Raw genomic sequence first — 18,291 nt, forward strand, 5'->3', positions numbered from 1 at the left:
TTGCCTCCTAGCACTGTTACAACCTTACAAGTTTGTAAGGTTTTAATTATAATTTGTAAGGTTGTCCTATGGTTTAGGGTATAAAATTACCATACAATAAGCTTATCATACAATAGAGGAGGAGCCATATTGAACCCCGTGTTACAAGCAAAGCACATAAGAAAAACCTATAATAATAGAGGTAGCATATTTACCGCCCTCCATGATATTGATGTCACAATTTTGGAAGGTGAATTCGTTGGCGTAATGGGCCCATCTGGATCTGGAAAATCTACTTTATTAAATATATTATCAACAATTGATATGCCAACCACAGGAGAAATTATTATTGATGGAAAAAATATTATAAAAATGAAAGAAGAACAACATACTGCATTCCGTCGTGATACATTAGGTTTTATTTCTCAGGACTATAATTTACTTGATACGTTAACGATAAAAGATAATATACTGCTACCACTTGCTTTAAAAAATGTGAATGCACAAGAAATTGATGCACGTGTAGATGAAATTGCAACAATATTTGGCATTCAAGAACTGCTAAATAAATATCCGTATCAGATTTCTGGTGGACAAAAGCAGCGTACCGCAGCATCGAGAGCTATTATAGGAAAACCGAAATTAATTTTAGCTGATGAGCCTACAGGTGCACTAGATTCTAAATCTGCTGTTGATTTACTAAACAGCCTACAAGCATTAAATAAAAAACAATTAACCAGCCTTTTGATGGTTACCCATGATCCTTTTGTAGCAAGTTATTGCAAACGCATCCTCTTTATTAAAGACGGAAAATTTTTTACAGAACTTATAAAAGGCGAGATGTCACAGGAAGACTTTTTCCAAAAACTATTACATATTCTTTCTGCTCTTGGAGGTAGCGGGAATGACACCATTTAGTATCACAAAAAAAATTTGCAAAGAAATCTTAAAAGTTATCACATTATATGTTTTACTTATTTTCTCATAAAATAAACGTTTATCTCGTTTGGAAATGTAATTATCGCCGTCTTAATCGGGAATAAATGAGCTCCCAAGTTCTTCACTTCCAAAATATACAACAGTCACTATTGTAACAAATTTTTCTTTTTATGCCATTTTCAATTTTATTTGTTTTTTTATTCAAATCATTCGATTTTTGAATGAACGCATTATCCATCAAAAAGTCTCTAAAGAATTACCACTTACCAGTAATTCTTTAGAGACTTTTTTGTGTAAATAAAAAATATCTAACTGGAACCTTACAAAAATGTAAGGTTCCAGTTAGATACATCGATGTTTGTACAGATTTATTCCTTGTAAGCTAATAGTAGTTAATCTTTTTTACCATTTAATTACCAATTATAATTTGGCTATTTGTTTAAGTTGGTCATTTGGTTAACTTAAGACCCAAATTACTCCATAAAATCAGAGATTCATTCTCATTACATTTACAACATTTATTGAAAGGAATAATAATTACAATGTGTCAACCAATCATAAAAATTTACGAAGATATACTATCCGGAAAAAGGAAATCATTCCCCAAAAACACTTGGAGTATGGACACACAAGGAGAATTAATAAAGCTTTTAACACGACACTTAATTAATGACATTTTGAAATGGGATGATACAGAAATTAAAGAAAATTGGAATTTAGGAACAATAAGAAAATGGCGGTTAAGTGGTGCCTGTGGTACGTATTTCAATGAAAGCCCCTATAAAATGTTAGATGCTGCTTTTCCTAATCGGTTCAAGCCATGGGAATTAAAATGTACCCCAAAGAACTATTGGACTAGGGAGAATTCTTTAGAATGTTTACGATATTGGATTGAAGAAAAGGATAAGTTAACACGACACCAATTATTGAATACATATAATCGTAATTGGTTAAAAGAAAGATATTTAGATTCCCCATTTCAAACTTATTGGAACTCAAGTCCCTATAAAATGTTAGATGCTGCTTTCCCTGGACAATTCAAACCTTGGGATTTAAAAAAAACTCCTCATAATTATTGGAACAGTAAAAGGATAAGTTTAAAAATCTTCAAAGGGATTATAAAAGAGCTTAATATGTCTAATGATGATATAAAATTACACTATTCATTACGCTGGATTATACAACACGGACTCCGTACACCACTGACTAAATTCTTTGATGATAGCCCTTATAAAATGTTAGATGCTGCTTTTCCTGAACAATTTAAACCTTGGGATCTAAATGATGCTCCAAATAATACTTGGACAAATAAAGAAAAAACAATAGAAATAATTAAGAATGAAATTGAGAAATCAGAGTTATCCATTACTGACTTATCACAAATTGGGGTGCGAAAATGGATGAAAGATAACAAATTAACCTCTCCCTTCAATATATATTGGAACTCAAGTCCTTCACAAATGTTAAGCGAGGTATACCCTAAAGAATTTATAGATGAACGCTTAGAATAAGACGGTTCGGTCATATTGGGGTACTGTCACATCACCATCAAGCTAAGATTTTGAAGTACCCCAAAAACGAAATTTTTATCTCTTGGCAGTTATTTATGTAAATTTAACTCGTTTTTTCGTTTTAGGGAACAACCGATATCTTAACTTGATGGCTATGTGGTGCTACCAAAAATTAACGGATTCCCTGTACGTTAAGGAATCCGTTAATTTACGTAAAGAATTAAATTGAATACTGTTTTGAGAAAGAAACATTTAACAACGCCTATCTGGAAATAGTACATACAACCATATGTCTATTTTTTAAAAATCTATCTATTGACAATTCGATTATAAGATCTAACTGTCAACAAGTAGTATACAAAATAGATAAGCGTGTATGCACCAATGGTAATGGAAACTGGAACAAAAACATCTATTCCATCTATATCATTAAAATATGTCTTTAAAAGAGTAATACTATACAAAGTCCCGATACAGAATGGAATTATAAAAATAACAGCTACTTGTTTTGCAATGGATCTAAAAATCATTTGTTTACTTACACCTAATTCATGTAAGATAATATATTGATTTTTGCTCATTATCGCTTCTGTTAATTGATTAAAATAAATTACACTGCCTGTTGCGGCTAAAAAGACAAGTCCCAAAAACATGTCTACAAAGGTCCATAATCCGTAGAAGTGTATAAACATTCTATAAACAGTATACTTTATTGTTAATTTTTCTTTTTCTGGTACAATTTGTTCAATTGCTTTTGCTAATTCTTTCATATTTTTATCATTTGATACTTTATAAGCTTGTATAGTATAGGGGTCTTGTTGTTTTGCAATGTCAGAAAAGGCTTTGTCTGATACAACTATTATGAGTTTATCTAGAGATTTATTTAAAAGGTTATCTTGTATTTTTCCTACAAATTGTAATGTATAGTTTTGATTTGGAAGCTGGAGTTCTACATTTTTATATTCTGTTTTATGTACATTACTCGTGTTAGGATCAAGAGTAATAGCTTCTGTATCTTTAAGAGATAGCTCTATATCCGTTTTCGTTATATTAGCCAGCTTATGAAATGTACTTTCTGCTAATACATTCAAATTCCCCTGATTTCTTTCGAAAATTAGAGGCCAAGATCCATCTACATTTAAATTTGCATTTACTCTTATTAAAGGAATGGAAATTTTGTCTTCAACTGTATGTTTAGAATTCTTAATTGTCTTTTCAATTCTTTGATCTATGCTTACTTCGGTTGTTACATACATAAAGCTGAAAGGTTCTCTTTTATCAATCGTTGTTTTATATATATAATAATGAGCATATGAGCCTCCGATTTCATGTATTTTAATCACGCTTAATACTACAATGACTGTTAACACTTTTGCATTTGATTGAATATTTGATAATATTTGAGCTACGCCCACCATATTAATTCCACGACAATAAAACTTTTTGTACTTTTGTAGGCCAAGTAATACAAATACTGTACAAGAGCGAGTCACGAAATATGTGCCGATTATGAAACTCCCTAACAATATATTCATATTTTGATTGTATAAACTATCATTTATCCCTATAGGAGACATGGCCGGTTCAATAAACCAAATAGAAAAAACAAATAAGCAAATACCTTCTATCGCCATAATAATAGAACTTTTTGTAATATGTTCCCCTTTCTTTTCTCGAATCAATTCAAATAATTTAAATTTATTTATTATCATGTACCCCTGTAAAGAAGTTATAAAAAGAATAATGGCAAACACACAGATAGTGTTCAATACTGCATCTATAGAAATAGAAAACGGAATAGCCGTGGGTAATTCCATTAATTTTAAGACTAACATCGCAAATAATTTTGATAATAAAATTCCCATTCCCATTCCTATTACAAGTGCAAAGATCCCCAGAATAAAATTCTCACTAAATAACATGGCACCAATCTTTCGCTTTGTAAGACCAAGTAAGGAATATAATGCAATTTCCTTTTTTCTTTTTTTTATGAAGAATGAGTTCGAATACCAAATAAATATTGCTACAAAAATCATTAGATTATGAGATGCCCTACTGAATATGCTTCTAATATATTCTTCATTTGCAATTTGTTCATTGTATTGTAGGGATACAAAAGCAAAATATATGGCAATACTAAATATTATAGTAGCGAAGTATAATACATAATTTTTAAGGTTTCTTTGCATATTTTTTTTAGTAATACTAAATAGTGTCATTATTGCCTCCAAGAGCAGAAAGAAAACAGTTTTGAAAAAAATCTTCTCAGTATATTTCACCTTTTACAAGTTCAGTGAGTATTTCCCATCTTTAATAAAGAGAACACCCCTGCAATAACTCACTGCAACAAGATTGTGAACTACAGCAGACTGTGAAGTTTGAGCTAATTGTTGATCGATACGTCCAGTTGAATTATAATCTGAAGCATTTGGAATGTGCAATTTATCTTCTGTGCATTTGTAATAATGTTATCGTTAAATTTTCTAAATCTCCATCATTTTTTATTTCTTGTATGATTTTTCCTTCTTTCATAAAGAGTATCCGGTCACCAATTTCAGCTGCTACATCCATCATGTGTGTGGAAAAAATAACCATGGTATCATTTCTCTTTAATGTCTTTAATATTGTTAAAAACTCATCTACCCAATACGGATCCAGCCCATTTGTCGGTTCGTCTAGTATCAAAATTTTAGGGTTTCCAAGACACGCCTGTCCAAATAAAAGCCTCTGCCTCATCCCTTTAGATAATCTATATAAGCGTTCATTTTGTTTTTCATTTAATCCTATTGTTTGAATAACCGCTTGTACTTTTTCTTTTCCTATATTACGAAAAGCAGCATAAAACAATAAGAATTCTTGAACTGTCATATCTTGCTGTGCATGAAAATCATCTGGCATATAACCTATTTCACTTACATACTGTTTTCTATCTTTCTGTAATTCTATATTACCTAATTGAACGGTACCAGTTGTAGGTGTTGTAATTCCAGCAATTATTTCAAGGAGCGTACTTTTCCCAGCTCCATTCCCACCGCATAATACGATACACTCTCCTTCTTTACTTTGAAATGAGATTGGAGATAATGCTATTTTCTTTTTATATCTTTTACATACTTCGTTGAGATTTAATACTGTCATTTTTTTCTTCTCCTCTCCATTTGCCACCCCGCCACAAACAAGAACACGATTGTATAGATAATGCTGTATATTAGTAGAATCCAAATAACAGCTTTACTTTGAAAAATCATTACCAATTGATCATATACTTGCCCAAATATTGCTCCACCACCTAATTGAATTACAAATATAATTCGAAGGAATTCCGCTGGGTTGCAAAACAATAACATTTTTATTAATGGTGCAATCATTGAATATGGAACAAAATTAAGAACACTAATTAAAGCCGTTGGCCACATCATAATAAGAAAGAACCAAACTACAATACTTATCGCTAAAGCTTGCCACCTCGTTATAGAAAAAGAACCGATTGTTATTCCTAGTAATAAAAATAAAAAAATTAATAAAACAGAGAAGATATACGTTGCTACCACCCAAAACATATCAAAATTACTACCGCTTACTAATCCAATTATTATACTTACTCCAAAACTCATTGAAAAAATAGCTGTTTGCGCTATAAATTGACCAATTGTTTTACCTATTACATATGCGGTACTTTTTAAAGGATACGTGCATAAAAGTCTCCACTTTCCATTTTCTACTTCGCCTGCAATAGAGAATGCTCCTATAATTAACATAAGTAATGGCACAATATATAAAATAAGGTTTACCATTGTCCCTGTTACATTTGTATAACCAGCTAAAGGCAAGGTATTTCTTTCCATAACAAATATTAGAGAAAATATAGTTATCCAAAGAAATAAAAACATGTATGCAAATTTACCCCTTACTGCACTACGCCATTCCGAATATAATATATTCCACATACCTATTCACCTCTCTACCGAAAAAGACAACCAACTATGGTTGTCTTTTTCTAACTATTTTGTTCATAGCAATACTCTCTTATTAATGAGAATGTCCACTACCATGGTCTTTCTTTTCTTTTCCCATCATTTCTTTATTCATTTCCCATTTATGTTCTGCTAGTTCTTTAGAAGATAGGATTTCCCCAGTATGTTTTTCTACAAAGCTGTCCGCATCTTTCTTTTCTTTAAAAGAAATTACATTATAAGCCATTGGCGTTTTAATTGATTTGTCATATACATATGTAGCTTTATCCACTGCAACCCAATCTTTTGTATTATAATCTCTTACAAATTTCTCTTGTGTTTTTTCATTTTTATGTTCATCCATCCATTTATACATACAACCAATATCATCAAATTTTAAAGCTTTTCCATTTTCTAAAATAACCTCAGTTGCAAATTGATTATCCATTACTGCCATATTACAAACATCACACTTATCATTTTTTTCATTAATAGCAACCGGTTTTGTTTCTTTCTTACCACATCCTACTACGGCAAATACCATACATAAACAAATAGCAAATAACATATACTTAACTCTCATCAATTTTTCCTCCCTAAAATGAACAATATACTTCCCATTAGTAATATGCCTACACTTACAACCAAAATGTTAGACTGAAATCCCATTCCCTCCCCTTTTTGCAGAACAATTTTAGGCCTCATACTAGGCTCTTTATCTAGCAATAAAGATTGATCTGGAATTTTTATGAAACTTTGTAAAATACGCATCCCTGGTGATTGAAAGAACAACTGATATTCCGGAGTATCTTGTGTTAACAAAAGAAAATAGGCATCTGCTTTGTATGGAATATTACTAATACCTGAACCGTCTGTATCTACTTTTAAAGAAGCATCCCAATAATTTTTATAGATATTATTTTCCCTGCTTTGTGCAGCTTGCGATTCATTAACATTCCCTATCATTACATTTTGAGTAAATTCATTCTCACGGGCATCCTTAAATTGTAATCCGATAAAATTATTAGAAATTGAATTACTCATAATAGTATTATGCTTTGCCTTTTCTACATAAATACCTACTCTATTATTAGCAATTTCATTTTGCAAAATGTTTGTTTTTATCGCATCATATAGTAATATGCCTTGTGCATGAACATTACTTTTATTGTCAATAAAGTGATTTCCTACTATAGATGTTTCCTTTGTTCCCATAATCATAGCACCTGTTGTATTTTCTTTTGATATATTTTTTTCAACAACCGTTCTATCAGAATACATAAGATGAATGCCATAACGAGACTGCCAGATTGTATTTTCCTTTATTGTGTTATTGTCGCTTTGTTCTAAATAAATACCATCACGGACATTTTGGATTTTGATATTCTCTATAAGATTACGATTGGATTGCCATAAATCAATTCCATTGGCCCGTTTTTGTCCAACAATTATACTGTTCTCAATTTTTATATTACTAGCATCTTCTAACTTAATCCCCATGTATGACGCGTGAACTTCCAATCCACTGATGTAGTGCTTATCCCCCGCTACAAATATCGCTGGCTGATCTGTATTATCATTACATTGTTCTATTTTCAAATCTTTAAGGATAACGTTTTCCTTTTTTATTGTAATAATAGGATCCTTACCACAAGAGATTATTTTAGTATTTTTATCCCCTTGTATTGTAATCGGTTTCGATATTTTTATCGTTTCATTATAAGCTCTATTTTCTAATTTAATTGTTTCATATGGGGAAGCCGCGTCAATTTTTGATTGCAATGTAGACTCAGCATGAATACTTACTCCTGGAAAACAAAAAACTAAAAATAAAAGAAGAGAAGAACAAATTTTTTTCATATACAGTTCCCTTCTCTCAAAGCTATTAGTTATCACTATAGAAGAGAATACCAATAATTTGTGTGAAATTTGTGAAAAATAAACGTGTTTTTTGTGATACATATGAAATTATTACCTGGAGATAAAATTTGACTCAATAAAAAAGGCATAATGATAAAAAAGAAGCAACCTTAGGCTGCTTCTCTCTTACGTTTAAGCTATTACTTTTCCAGTTTCTGTAATGATTTTTTTCTTGATGGCTTTTCGCTTTGTTATGTAACGTTGTGCAAAATAAGAACCTAATACATACACAACAGCTAGCCCTTGTAAAACTAAAGATTCTACATTTGGGAATACACAAAACCAAACTTGCATCCATTGAGGAATCACAAGATTATGAATCGGTGTTGTGCTTATCCATCCAGCTAACTGCATTTCTTGTACTGTTTCACCGACCATTACCGCGAGAACCATTACTAATAATGCCCCTGTAAATACCAACATTTTTTTATGTGGTAGTCGTTTTTGAGCTAAGAAGGTGAGAACTCCTACAATCATCGTTAAACCGAAGCCAATTAATACACCTTGATAAACGATAGCGGAGCCTACTTCTAGTCGCAGAGATTGAAGGAATAGAACAACTTCAAATCCTTCTCGATAAATGCATGTTAAACCGATAACAAATAGAGACCAAAACGTGGTTTTTTGTACAATTTCCCCGCTGTTAGAAGTAACTTCTTTTTTTCTTTGATTATGGAGTTTAATCCAGCCAGTCCAATAAATTTGATGAAAGAACCAGTTCATAATGATAAGTAAAACAATGACTGCTAAACAGCCTGTAAATGCCTGAATATTCAATTCAGATGCATTTACCGAAGAAATAATAGCTATAACAATAAACCAAGTTGCCACTGTTGCTAATAACGAAACACCAGATCCTAAAGCAATAGGTTTCCAAACAGCATCTTGCTTCTTGCGAACCAATCCAGAAATGATAGCGGATAAAACTAGTATCGCTTCTAACCCTTCCCTGAAAACGAGAATAGCGGTATTGATAATGGCTGACCCAGTACCTATATTTTTGGCAGTTGGGTCAGGATTCCCTTGAAAGTATATACCTTGCCATACAATTACACCTACAACCATAAGAATCGAAATTGTGAGCAATACGGTTTTAAGATTGAAAATTTTTCTACTCATATATGTCTCTCCCAGTCATATAATTGACATTGATAATCTATCTCAGCTAAATGTATACTAATTGCAACTTTCAGTCAATATGTTTATAAGTGATCCTGCTGATATAAAGCGGGCATCACACGCTAATACATTTTGTGGAAATAAAAAGGCGATCTTTGTGCAGGAAACTCATGTCGCAGCCAGATGGCAGAAGGATGGGGTAAACAATGCTGATTTAGTAGTCACTCTTTACAGCCAAGCAGATTCTGCGTGTTCGACAACACCTCTTCATGTGCCTCGAGTTCATTGGGGATTTAATGATCCAGCCGGAAAAGGGTGGTCTGAGTTCTAACGTGTGTGAGATGAGATTTGGACACGTAGGAACTCTTTTTTGTGTTGTTTTATTTTTAAAAATTATTACGATACGTGAAATTATTGTGTATCGTAGTAAAAAAGCCCCCATAGACCATAAATCTATGAGAGCTGCCTAAGGGTATTTTACGTTTCGGCTCGTTTCTATTGTAACAAGCTTTCACCAAATAACAAAAACATAACGATCCAAAACCAAATAATCAAACGAAATGCACTCTTGAAACCGCCCCACAGAGAAAATGTTTCCTCTTGCATTTTTATCATCCTTTCTTACTTGTCCTTTGGTTCTCGAAACCATTCATACATTGCCTGCTGGCTTATAATCCATTCCTTACGTTTCCCTTCAGGATGCAAAAAGTACTTCACTAAACTTTCTTGTAGCATGCGCTCTAAATCATTTATTTGCTTCTCGTTCATTAGAGAGGTGCTATATTTATTCTTAATTGTCTCACAAGGAATCCCCCAATAAAAAGCTACTTCAGATGGTCTCATGTATTTATCAATTTCTTTTATGGGAATTCTCCTTTGTTTGTGCTTTTCCTTTTATGTTACAATAAATAAAGAAGGAAATGGACTAGATTTCCTTCTACTTCAGTCACTCATTAACTATGCCCTTTGTTTGCTATTAAGCAAATGAAGGGTTTTTATTTTGCTTGTTTATATTTACTATCTATGACAGCCAAACGGATCAACTTCAGCTTAATATCCTTACAGATTTTGCGATACGGGAAAGCCCATATCGTACTTTAGTCGGCCTTTAGGCATGGGATGAAAGGATCGCTATTTCATAGAAAAACATTTGTGTTTTGGTTATACTGAAACTATAGACAAGTACAAGTCTTTAAAACGACATTGTGTTCCTTGAAAACAAGATATCATATGGAGTTCGGTAGCCAAATTCATGCTATCGGTAAAATGATATGTGCCGTCAAGAACAAGACGCTAAAACATCTGAACACGAACCTGTACGGTATGGTGATAGTAGCGTAGCTCACGAACCTATACGGTCTGTCGTGAGAGTGGTGATGGCACACCGCAATCTTGCACGTCAGCGATACCAGAAATGGACTTCGCCTTTGGTAGCAAGAATCCCACTGACGTTAGTCTGCTTGCCCCTTTAGGGGTGGGAGTGTCAATAAGAGAAAGCCATTCAGATGTACCAATTTTCATATCCTCCCCATTCCCTTTTTATACTTCAAAAAAATTAACCCCTTAAAACATTTGTATTTTACACTAATTTAACCACTAGGGAATCCTCATCATATTCGTGAATGTGTAAATCATAGCGCATATCTGTTGCATCCAGTACTTTACAAAACCTCTGATAGTAAGCCGGATTACTTACTTCCATGCCAATTTCTTCATTCCTTATCTTTATAAAATAACCTTGTAAGGTTATTTGTTTGTTTTTCAGATATTTTACAGGAAAATTCTTAATAACATCCTTAACTCACTTTAAACCACTTATTTTCGCTTACAACAAAACCTTTGTTGTTTAGGTCTTATTTCATTCACTTTTAAATAAACATTGGTTATATCGAAATCTGAGAAGCCGTTTTTGATGAGAGTATGATTTTTTTAGTTAATTCCTAAAAATAACAAAAGAGCTGGATTTTCACCACAGCTCTTTTGTTATTTGGGTCTGTATGTGTACATGTGGGATATTGAGAACAGCCAAAAAACTTATTTCCTGTTTTATTCGAATTACGAACAATTAAATGATTTTTTAAACTTTGCAACAGAACCCTAATACATTTTTTAATTATCCCGCCCAAACATCTTTTGAATAATACAGGTTTTCTTCTAACTGTTGTAGCCACGCACTTGCTTGTTGTTCGCTTACGTTGTGAATGTTAGCGTAACATTTAATAAGCGTATTCTCTACATCTGGCGCCATTTTTCTTCCATCACCACATATATACAAATTCGCACCTTGATTAAGTAAATTAATCACCTTTTCAGCATCTTGTTTTATTAAATGCTGAACGTATATTTTCGGCTGATCCTTCATTCGGGAGAAAGCTGTGTGAAGAGCCACAATTCCTTCTTTCTGTGTTTGCTCAAGTTCTTCTTGATATAGATAATCCTCTTTAGGTGAACGACACCCAAAATAGAGATGCGCTTCACCTAATGATTCACCATTAATTTTCATTGATTTTCGAGCTTGCAGAAAACCTCTAAACGGTGCAATTCCTGTTCCCGGCCCCACCATAATAATCGGGGTTTTAGGATTTTTCGGAAGTTCGAAGCCAGACTGTGAATTTGAAATAAAACATGTAATCGAATCTCCCTCTTTAAGCTGAGCTAAGTAGGTAGAAGCAATTCCTCTGTATTTTCCATTTCCACTCCATGCGTTGTCTTCCACAACACCAACGGTAATACTCAATTTCTGGTCATTTACTCTTGGCGAAGAAGAAATTGAATAATATCGTGGGCGCAATGCTGGAAGTAATTCTATAAAATTACTAAATTCCATTTCGCATGCTGGGTATCTCTCTAATAATTCAAGCATAGTTAATCGTCTGGATAAAACTTGTTCTTTATAAACATGTTTTTCTAATAGTGCTTCGAGCTCTATTTTATGTGGCGGACAAACAGTTTTTGCTGCCATGGCACGTAATTGATTTCTTGTGACCGGTTCCTGAAGTTCTACAAATTGCAGTAACTCGTTAATTGAAACAGTGCGCCCTAAAGGAAGATGTACTAATTTTTTATTATCACTAGTTAACCGGATAAAATGAGACCCATTTAACTGAAAACGAGTTAGCACACGATTCACCAATTCAGGATAATTTCTTGGAATCACACCTAAATGGTCGCCTTCTTTGTAAGTCACATTACTCGGTAAAGAAATTTCAAGGTGCCTTGTGCTTCTTGCGCTACATGGCTGTTGTAATTCTTTATTCTTGTCAACTTGTGCTGTAAAAGTAGGATGCACTTTTGTTAAAGTCGCTACCGCTCCACTTCCTACATATTCAAAGGAAAGAGTAGAAGCACTTATTTCATTACCTTTGATATCAAGATTGAAATAATCTGCTACATCATTCCATAGCTGCTCACGCCACTCTTCATAAGCTTCTTCAAAGTCATCACTTGCATCTCCTTCACCACGCTCTGTTAGACGCTCTGCTCCTTTTATTGCAAGTTGTTCATCAATAAAGAAAGGTACCTTTTGATAGGTAGTGGCCCAGCTCTTATCGCCGCAGCCAAATACAGCATAGTGAACACCTTTCACTTCATGCTCAGATGCTTTCTCCAACCACTCTACAAACTTCTTCGCATTATCAGGCGGATTTCCGTTATAAGAAGCAGAGATAATCAATACCACTCCTTTTTTAGGAAGGTTCCCTGCATGAGAATCTAATGAAGCAGCTTGTGCTGCAAATCCTTTACTAAGAGCGATATCTACCAATTCACGTGCTATTCCTTCTGCTGTCCCCATATTGGAACCATATAGTACGAGTAATGGCGTGTTATGAACATTATCTACTACTTTACGAACATTTTTTTCTGGTTGTTCACGGTAAGGAGCAGGGATACCACCTAAAGGGATTTTTTTTGATACTGCTTTTACAGTAAGCCCTTCTGGTTTTAACGTTAAAGTTTCTTTAATATCTAATTCGTAATTTTCATGATCATAAAAATCAAAATGCTTCAACATCATACCAAGTACAAGAGTCGCTTCATGAATTGCAAACTGCTGTCCTATACATGCACGCTGTCCGTTTCCAAAAGGCTTGAATGCGTGCTGTGGAATTGTACTTGGATTTTCGAAACGTTCTGGTCGAAATTCCTCTACATCCTCACCCCAAATTGTTTTATCACGATGAAGCTGTGGAATAAGTACCTTAATCTCTTCTCCCTGCTTTAACAAATATTCTCCACCAAGCACAGTGTCTTCTTTTGGATATAGAGAAAAAGCAGGGGCAGTGGGCCATAAACGAAGGGATTCATTTAATACCATAGTAATATATTTCAACTGCTTCACTTGTCTATAAGTAGGAACAGGATCTATCAATACACGAGTTGCTTCTTCTGTTGCTTTATGTAAAATATGCGGATTTTTCACTAAGAAATAAAGTGCAAACGACAATAGACCACTCGTCGTCTCATGGCCCGCGATTAAAAATGTAATCATTTGATAACGAATATTTTCATCATCTAACACTTCTCCTGTTTCCGGGTCTTTTCCGTTTAGCATATGAGCAAGCAGATCATCTCCTTGCTCACCACTTATTTTTCGATCTGCAATTATTTTATCCACTAACCCATTCATGTATTGAATATCTTTTTGAAGTTGAAATTTTTTCTCCTTATATGATGGATCATCTGGGTTCACACGTTGTAATTGGCTCATTGACTCATCTAGTGCACGCACCATGCTCATAATAAATGGATGAGGCTGATCACGATAGAAACTGTTAAAGCGATAATTAAAACCACAAAGTCCAATTGTATCAAGTGTCAAACGTGTCATATCCTCTGGTACATCAATGTGCTCATCAGCATTTAAGCGCCCCCATTTTTGAATCAACTGTATAGCAATATCTACCATCATCGCATGGTACCCCTTCATTGCTTGTTGACTAAAAATTGGTAATAAAATGTTATGAGCTTTTTTCCAGTTCTTTTCGTATGACCAACTCGTAAAAAGACCATCTCCAGCAAAGCTTCTTACATTTTTGAGTGCTGGGCCTATGCTTTTATCAAAGCGTGATTCATCACATACCTCTTTAACTAATCGTTGACTAGATACATAACGCGTAACCTGATTAGGTGTTTCAAACTTAAATATTTCTCCCATTTGATCAGCAATTTTCATTAAAGATTGAAGTGGTTTTTCTTTATTTAATAATAATAAATTTCCAAGATCTCCATCTGTTTTAGGTTGCGGTATTTCCTTTACGACCATTTGTAACCCTCTCCCCTTTATGTAAATTAATGAATTGTTGCTGATAGTTATCCATAAACTGTCCTCAACATCTTGAACCAACTGGTCTGTTAATTCTCCCTTTTTGCTTTCAATGAGCTCACAAATCTCCATAAAACTTCCAAACAAGATTTCATTTTTTCTAACGTCTTCAAACAACTAAGTTTTCATTGTCGTTGGAAGTTTTAGCTTTGTATTCATTGTGTATACTTCTGTTTTAGATATGTTTTCGTTAATCAGTCACAAAACCCTAATTATAAGCGTTCATTACTTTAGGTAGTAATATGATTGGATTCAATTATATCTGTTAATTGGTCGAGAATTCGTAAACGTGATAGTATTCGTTTTGTACTCATGTACTTTCCTTTCTTTCTTGTTTGAAATTTGCAATAACAAACAATTGTTGATTATCAATCAGTTGTTTGTTATTGTTCAATTGTTAGTTATATTATAATATCGAGAACAGAGTATGACCATAATCAAAAAATCTAGTATTGTCTAGTATCAACCAAATCATTTGTATGTGTCTTTTTTTTATGAAATATTGAACATTGGAGGGGAATTTGATGGAAAATAATCCGAAAACGGACAGAAGAATTAAGCGATCAAAAATAGCTTTAAAAAAATCTCTTTTCTCATTAATGGCAGAAAAAGATTTAAAGTCAATATCCATTACGGAGATCGCAGAAAGAGCGGATTGTAATAGAGGAACATTCTATTTCCATTACGAAAGCAAAGAAAATTTATTAGAAGAAATAGTTCAAGAAAAGATGGAAGACTTGATTAAAGCATTAGTTGACTCATACCCAAACGACAAGGATATCCTATTTGAAGAAATGTCTTCTGCGGCAATGGCGCTATTTACGCACTTTTGGAATAATGTTGATTATTATCAATTAATGCTGAATAAGCATGTGTATTCAGGTTTTCAAGAGTATTTGTGTGAAACAATCAATAACCATTTTTTAAAAAATTTAAGAGCGGTACGAATAAATCCAAACCATCATATTAATCATGAAATAAATTCTTATTATACAGCCTATTCCATCTTAGGAATGCTGGTTTATTGGTTTAAAAACGACCTAGTTTACACCCCTCAATATATGGCCAATCAATTAATGAATATCCTGACAAATCATCCTTATAAAGTGAATATCATTGGATCTGAAAAGGATACGGTAGTGATTCAAAAAATAAACCACCACATCTGAATTTAATGATTGGTGGAAATGATGGAGGAATGAGGGCTATCCCTGGCTCATAGGTTCTGGTGCAAAGATTGCATTTATTCTTATGCAGCCATTCCGAATAGTTGATGAATAAACTTCATTTCATTTTGGACAGACTTGTCCCGTAAAATAAGTTGGCCTTTTTTAATGATATGCATCGCTTCTATTCCTGAAAGAATAGATTTAGCTGTACGAAAAGATTTCAATCCTAACATTGAACGAACCCTCTTTTTAATAAAACGATGATCTTGCTCTACAATGTTATTAAGATATTTTAACTGCCTTATTTGGATACCTACAGGCATCTTTTTCTCTGTCTTCAACTCTTCAATCGCTATAGGATAGGCCAGATTTTTGTCTACTGTAATCACACGGAGCTTTGAAACATGAAAAGACTGCAAAGCTTTCTTGAAAAAACGCTTTGCAGCCCTCTGATCTCTTGTTTTGCTTAAATGAAAATCAATTGTATTTCCTTTTGAATCAACAGCACGATATAGGTACATCCATTGACCTTTGACTTTCACATACGTCTCATCGACTCGCCAAGAATCATTGGTTGACTTAAGATGACGTCGTACTCGCTTATCTAATTCGGGACCATATTGATAAACCCATCGCATGATAGTTGTATGAGCAAGGGATAGCCCGCGTTCTTCCATCATTTCGACTAAATCACGAAAACTGAGGTTGTACCGTAGGTACCATCTCACGGTTGATAAAATAATATCCGGTTGATACTGTTTCCATTTGAATAGATTTTGCTTTTCCATACCAATCATATCCTTTTTTAGAGTACTAGTATCAATATGTCCAAGTTTAGGAGGTTACTTACAAGCGTTTTGGAGTGTTTGCACCAGAACCAAATAAAGTACCCTTTCCTCTACAAGAAAAGGAATTCCTTATTTACACAAAAATATTGAAGGTACCTGAAGTTGTTACATTTCTATAAAAAAACATACAACCTTACCAACAAATATAAGGTTGTATGTTTTTAATATTATTTACATGTATTCAGGTGCAATCCGGTCCTATTTGTGGTTGTCTTATTTGTGGTTGTCCTACTTGGACAATCTCTCCATTTTGTACACCTTCATATAATTTATCTGCATAATTTTTAAGGTCCTGCCAGCTATCCTTCGCTATCTTCAAATCTATTTTTAATAAAGCAAGACGGTCTGGATTAATTCTGTCAACATTATTTAGTAAAGAATCATATTTTGCTCCGATTGTATGCCACTGATTCGATATCTTTTCAAGAGCATCAATAGCTGTATCAATTGTTGCAGTCATATGTTCCGTTTTATTTTTGGCATCTGTCAAAATAACTAATTCAGCCTCTGCTCCAGAAATTCTGGACTTTAATTGTTCTATTTCTTGCTCTGCAGATGCAATATCGCTTTTAGCGATAGCAATCGCTGCTGCACTAGTCCCGAAAGTAAAGAAAGCCATGACTCCACCGAAAATTACCATATCATTATTTTTCTTAATTCTATTATTATATTCATCGATTTGCTTCTGTAGAAGTGGAATCCCAGCATTTGTACTCGCTAAAATAGTTGACAATTGATTTGAGTCATTTTTAAAACTGCTTGTATCTTCAGCCATTTTATTTCGGAATGTTTTCAACTTTTCTAGTAGTCCATCCACTTCTTGACTATTTTCCAAAATACTACGATATAGCCTCACCAGTCTAAATTTAAATGTCACTATATCTTTTTTATCTATAGCAGCTAGTAATTGATCATAACTCGCTTGAAAGGTATCATTATAACTTACACTATTCTGAGTCATTTTCATAATATGAGGCTTTAGATCATCTAACCAATATATTGCATTCGTTTGTGCATCCTTTTGATGCTGAATCATGTTTGCTTTGAAATCACTATTTATAGAACTTATTTTACTTAAATCTGTCTGTTGTTGATTACGGATTGTTTGAGCATATGAATCCATTGTAAGGATACTTGTCCCCATTTTCTCGATTACTTCTTTATATGTATCAGGACCCAAATCATAGCTCTTACTATCCTCTTGCTGTTGGGACACTCTATTTTGTACAACTTGTTCTGCTGCAAAAGTATGAAGTGGGATTACATTACTCGCTGCCATCCCAGTAATGATCGTTGATAAAATAACCTTCTTATACAATTTTTTATTCACCTTTTTCACCTATTCTCTCAAATGTATCACGTATTTTATTAAATTCATAAGCTTCTATTATTTACTTCAAATGAATTACAATCATTGCAAATAAAACAACATATTAAAATAGAGATTTTCATACTTTCTTATTCTATAATCTTTATCAAGTTTCATAACTATATAGGAAATCTCCTGCTCAAACTTGAACAGGAGACTCA

At 33.4% G+C, this 18,291-nt stretch carries 13 protein-coding genes; 3 read left to right on the forward strand and 10 right to left on the reverse strand.

All coding sequences use genetic code 11. The annotated features are described in order from the left end of the window. Positions 1–129: 129 nt before the first annotated feature. Positions 130–897 carry an ABC transporter ATP-binding protein gene (locus BAU28_RS20190; RefSeq protein WP_071719732.1) on the forward strand — a complete coding sequence of 256 codons (768 nt, stop codon included), beginning with the start codon at positions 130–132 and terminating at the stop codon, positions 895–897. Positions 898–1,460: 563 nt separating this feature from the next. Further along, complete coding sequence (locus BAU28_RS20195) at positions 1,461–2,429, forward strand: DUF4046 domain-containing protein (protein ID WP_071719733.1); 969 nt, start codon at positions 1,461–1,463, stop codon at positions 2,427–2,429. 308 nt (positions 2,430–2,737) lie between these two features. Here the strand turns inward: BAU28_RS20195 and BAU28_RS20200 are convergent, their stop codons facing one another. The 8 genes from BAU28_RS20200 to BAU28_RS20245 all read right to left on the reverse strand — a co-directional run bounded on the left by BAU28_RS20200 (position 2,738) and on the right by BAU28_RS20245 (position 14,684). After that, positions 2,738–4,648 (reverse strand): FtsX-like permease family protein, encoded by a 1,911-nt coding sequence (locus BAU28_RS20200; protein WP_071719734.1) that lies wholly within the window; start codon positions 4,646–4,648, stop codon positions 2,738–2,740. Positions 4,649–4,871: 223 nt separating this feature from the next. Next, the gene (locus tag BAU28_RS20205) at positions 4,872–5,567 is read right to left on the reverse strand and encodes an ABC transporter ATP-binding protein (RefSeq protein ID WP_071719735.1); all 696 of its coding nucleotides are present in this window, start codon (positions 5,565–5,567) and stop codon (positions 4,872–4,874) included. Further along, a complete protein-coding gene (locus BAU28_RS20210; protein WP_071719736.1) occupies positions 5,564–6,376 on the reverse strand; it encodes an ABC transporter permease in 813 nt (270 codons plus the stop codon). The genes BAU28_RS20205 and BAU28_RS20210 overlap by 4 nt, the downstream gene beginning before the upstream one ends. A gap of 82 nt (positions 6,377–6,458) precedes the next feature. After that, a complete protein-coding gene (locus BAU28_RS20215; protein WP_071719737.1) occupies positions 6,459–6,965 on the reverse strand; it encodes a nitrous oxide reductase accessory protein NosL in 507 nt (168 codons plus the stop codon). Continuing rightward, positions 6,965–8,242, reverse strand: a complete 1,278-nt coding sequence (locus BAU28_RS20220) for a right-handed parallel beta-helix repeat-containing protein (RefSeq protein ID WP_071719738.1) — start codon at positions 8,240–8,242, stop codon at positions 6,965–6,967. Before BAU28_RS20220 ends, BAU28_RS20215 begins: the two co-directional genes overlap by 1 nt. A gap of 192 nt (positions 8,243–8,434) precedes the next feature. Further along, positions 8,435–9,421 carry an FTR1 family iron permease gene (locus tag BAU28_RS20225; RefSeq protein WP_071719739.1) on the reverse strand — a complete coding sequence of 329 codons (987 nt, stop codon included), beginning with the start codon at positions 9,419–9,421 and terminating at the stop codon, positions 8,435–8,437. Positions 9,422–10,042: 621 nt separating this feature from the next. Beyond that, a complete protein-coding gene (locus tag BAU28_RS20230) occupies positions 10,043–10,285 on the reverse strand; it encodes a hypothetical protein (RefSeq protein WP_071719740.1) in 243 nt (80 codons plus the stop codon). Positions 10,286–11,534: 1,249 nt separating this feature from the next. Beyond that, positions 11,535–14,684 carry a bifunctional cytochrome P450/NADPH--P450 reductase gene (locus tag BAU28_RS20245; RefSeq protein WP_071719742.1) on the reverse strand — a complete coding sequence of 1,050 codons (3,150 nt, stop codon included), beginning with the start codon at positions 14,682–14,684 and terminating at the stop codon, positions 11,535–11,537. A 584-nt stretch (positions 14,685–15,268) separates the two neighbouring features. On the opposite strand from BAU28_RS20245, the gene BAU28_RS30490 reads away from it, so the two are divergent. Further along, positions 15,269–15,913 (forward strand): TetR/AcrR family transcriptional regulator, encoded by a 645-nt coding sequence (locus tag BAU28_RS30490; RefSeq protein ID WP_071719743.1) that lies wholly within the window; start codon positions 15,269–15,271, stop codon positions 15,911–15,913. Between the two features lie 80 nt (positions 15,914–15,993). Here BAU28_RS30490 and BAU28_RS20255 read toward each other — a convergent pair whose 3' ends face one another. Further along, the gene (locus tag BAU28_RS20255; RefSeq protein WP_071719744.1) at positions 15,994–16,701 is read right to left on the reverse strand and encodes an IS6 family transposase; all 708 of its coding nucleotides are present in this window, start codon (positions 16,699–16,701) and stop codon (positions 15,994–15,996) included. Between the two features lie 241 nt (positions 16,702–16,942). Continuing rightward, positions 16,943–18,091, reverse strand: a complete 1,149-nt coding sequence (gene nheC / locus BAU28_RS20260; protein ID WP_071719745.1) for a non-hemolytic enterotoxin subunit C — start codon at positions 18,089–18,091, stop codon at positions 16,943–16,945. Positions 18,092–18,291: the final 200 nt, after the last annotated feature.

It is taken from the genome of Bacillus paramycoides (assembly GCF_001884235.1).
In the GTDB taxonomy this organism is placed as follows: Bacteria; Bacillota; Bacilli; order Bacillales; family Bacillaceae_G; genus Bacillus_A; species Bacillus_A paramycoides.

Coding starts and splice junctions, on each gene's coding strand:
- BAU28_RS20195 (WP_071719733.1), top strand. CDS start 1,461: ATGTGTCAACCAATCATAAAAATTTACGAAGATATACTATCCGGAAAA.
- BAU28_RS20200 (WP_071719734.1), bottom strand. CDS start 4,648: ATGACACTATTTAGTATTACTAAAAAAAATATGCAAAGAAACCTTAAA.
- BAU28_RS20205 (WP_071719735.1), bottom strand. CDS start 5,567: ATGACAGTATTAAATCTCAACGAAGTATGTAAAAGATATAAAAAGAAA.
- BAU28_RS20210 (WP_071719736.1), bottom strand. CDS start 6,376: ATGTGGAATATATTATATTCGGAATGGCGTAGTGCAGTAAGGGGTAAA.
- BAU28_RS20215 (WP_071719737.1), bottom strand. CDS start 6,965: ATGAGAGTTAAGTATATGTTATTTGCTATTTGTTTATGTATGGTATTT.
- BAU28_RS20220 (WP_071719738.1), bottom strand. CDS start 8,242: ATGAAAAAAATTTGTTCTTCTCTTCTTTTATTTTTAGTTTTTTGTTTT.
- BAU28_RS20225 (WP_071719739.1), bottom strand. CDS start 9,421: ATGAGTAGAAAAATTTTCAATCTTAAAACCGTATTGCTCACAATTTCG.
- BAU28_RS20245 (WP_071719742.1), bottom strand. CDS start 14,684: ATGGTCGTAAAGGAAATACCGCAACCTAAAACAGATGGAGATCTTGGA.
- BAU28_RS30490 (WP_071719743.1), top strand. CDS start 15,269: ATGGAAAATAATCCGAAAACGGACAGAAGAATTAAGCGATCAAAAATA.
- BAU28_RS20255 (WP_071719744.1), bottom strand. CDS start 16,701: ATGGAAAAGCAAAATCTATTCAAATGGAAACAGTATCAACCGGATATT.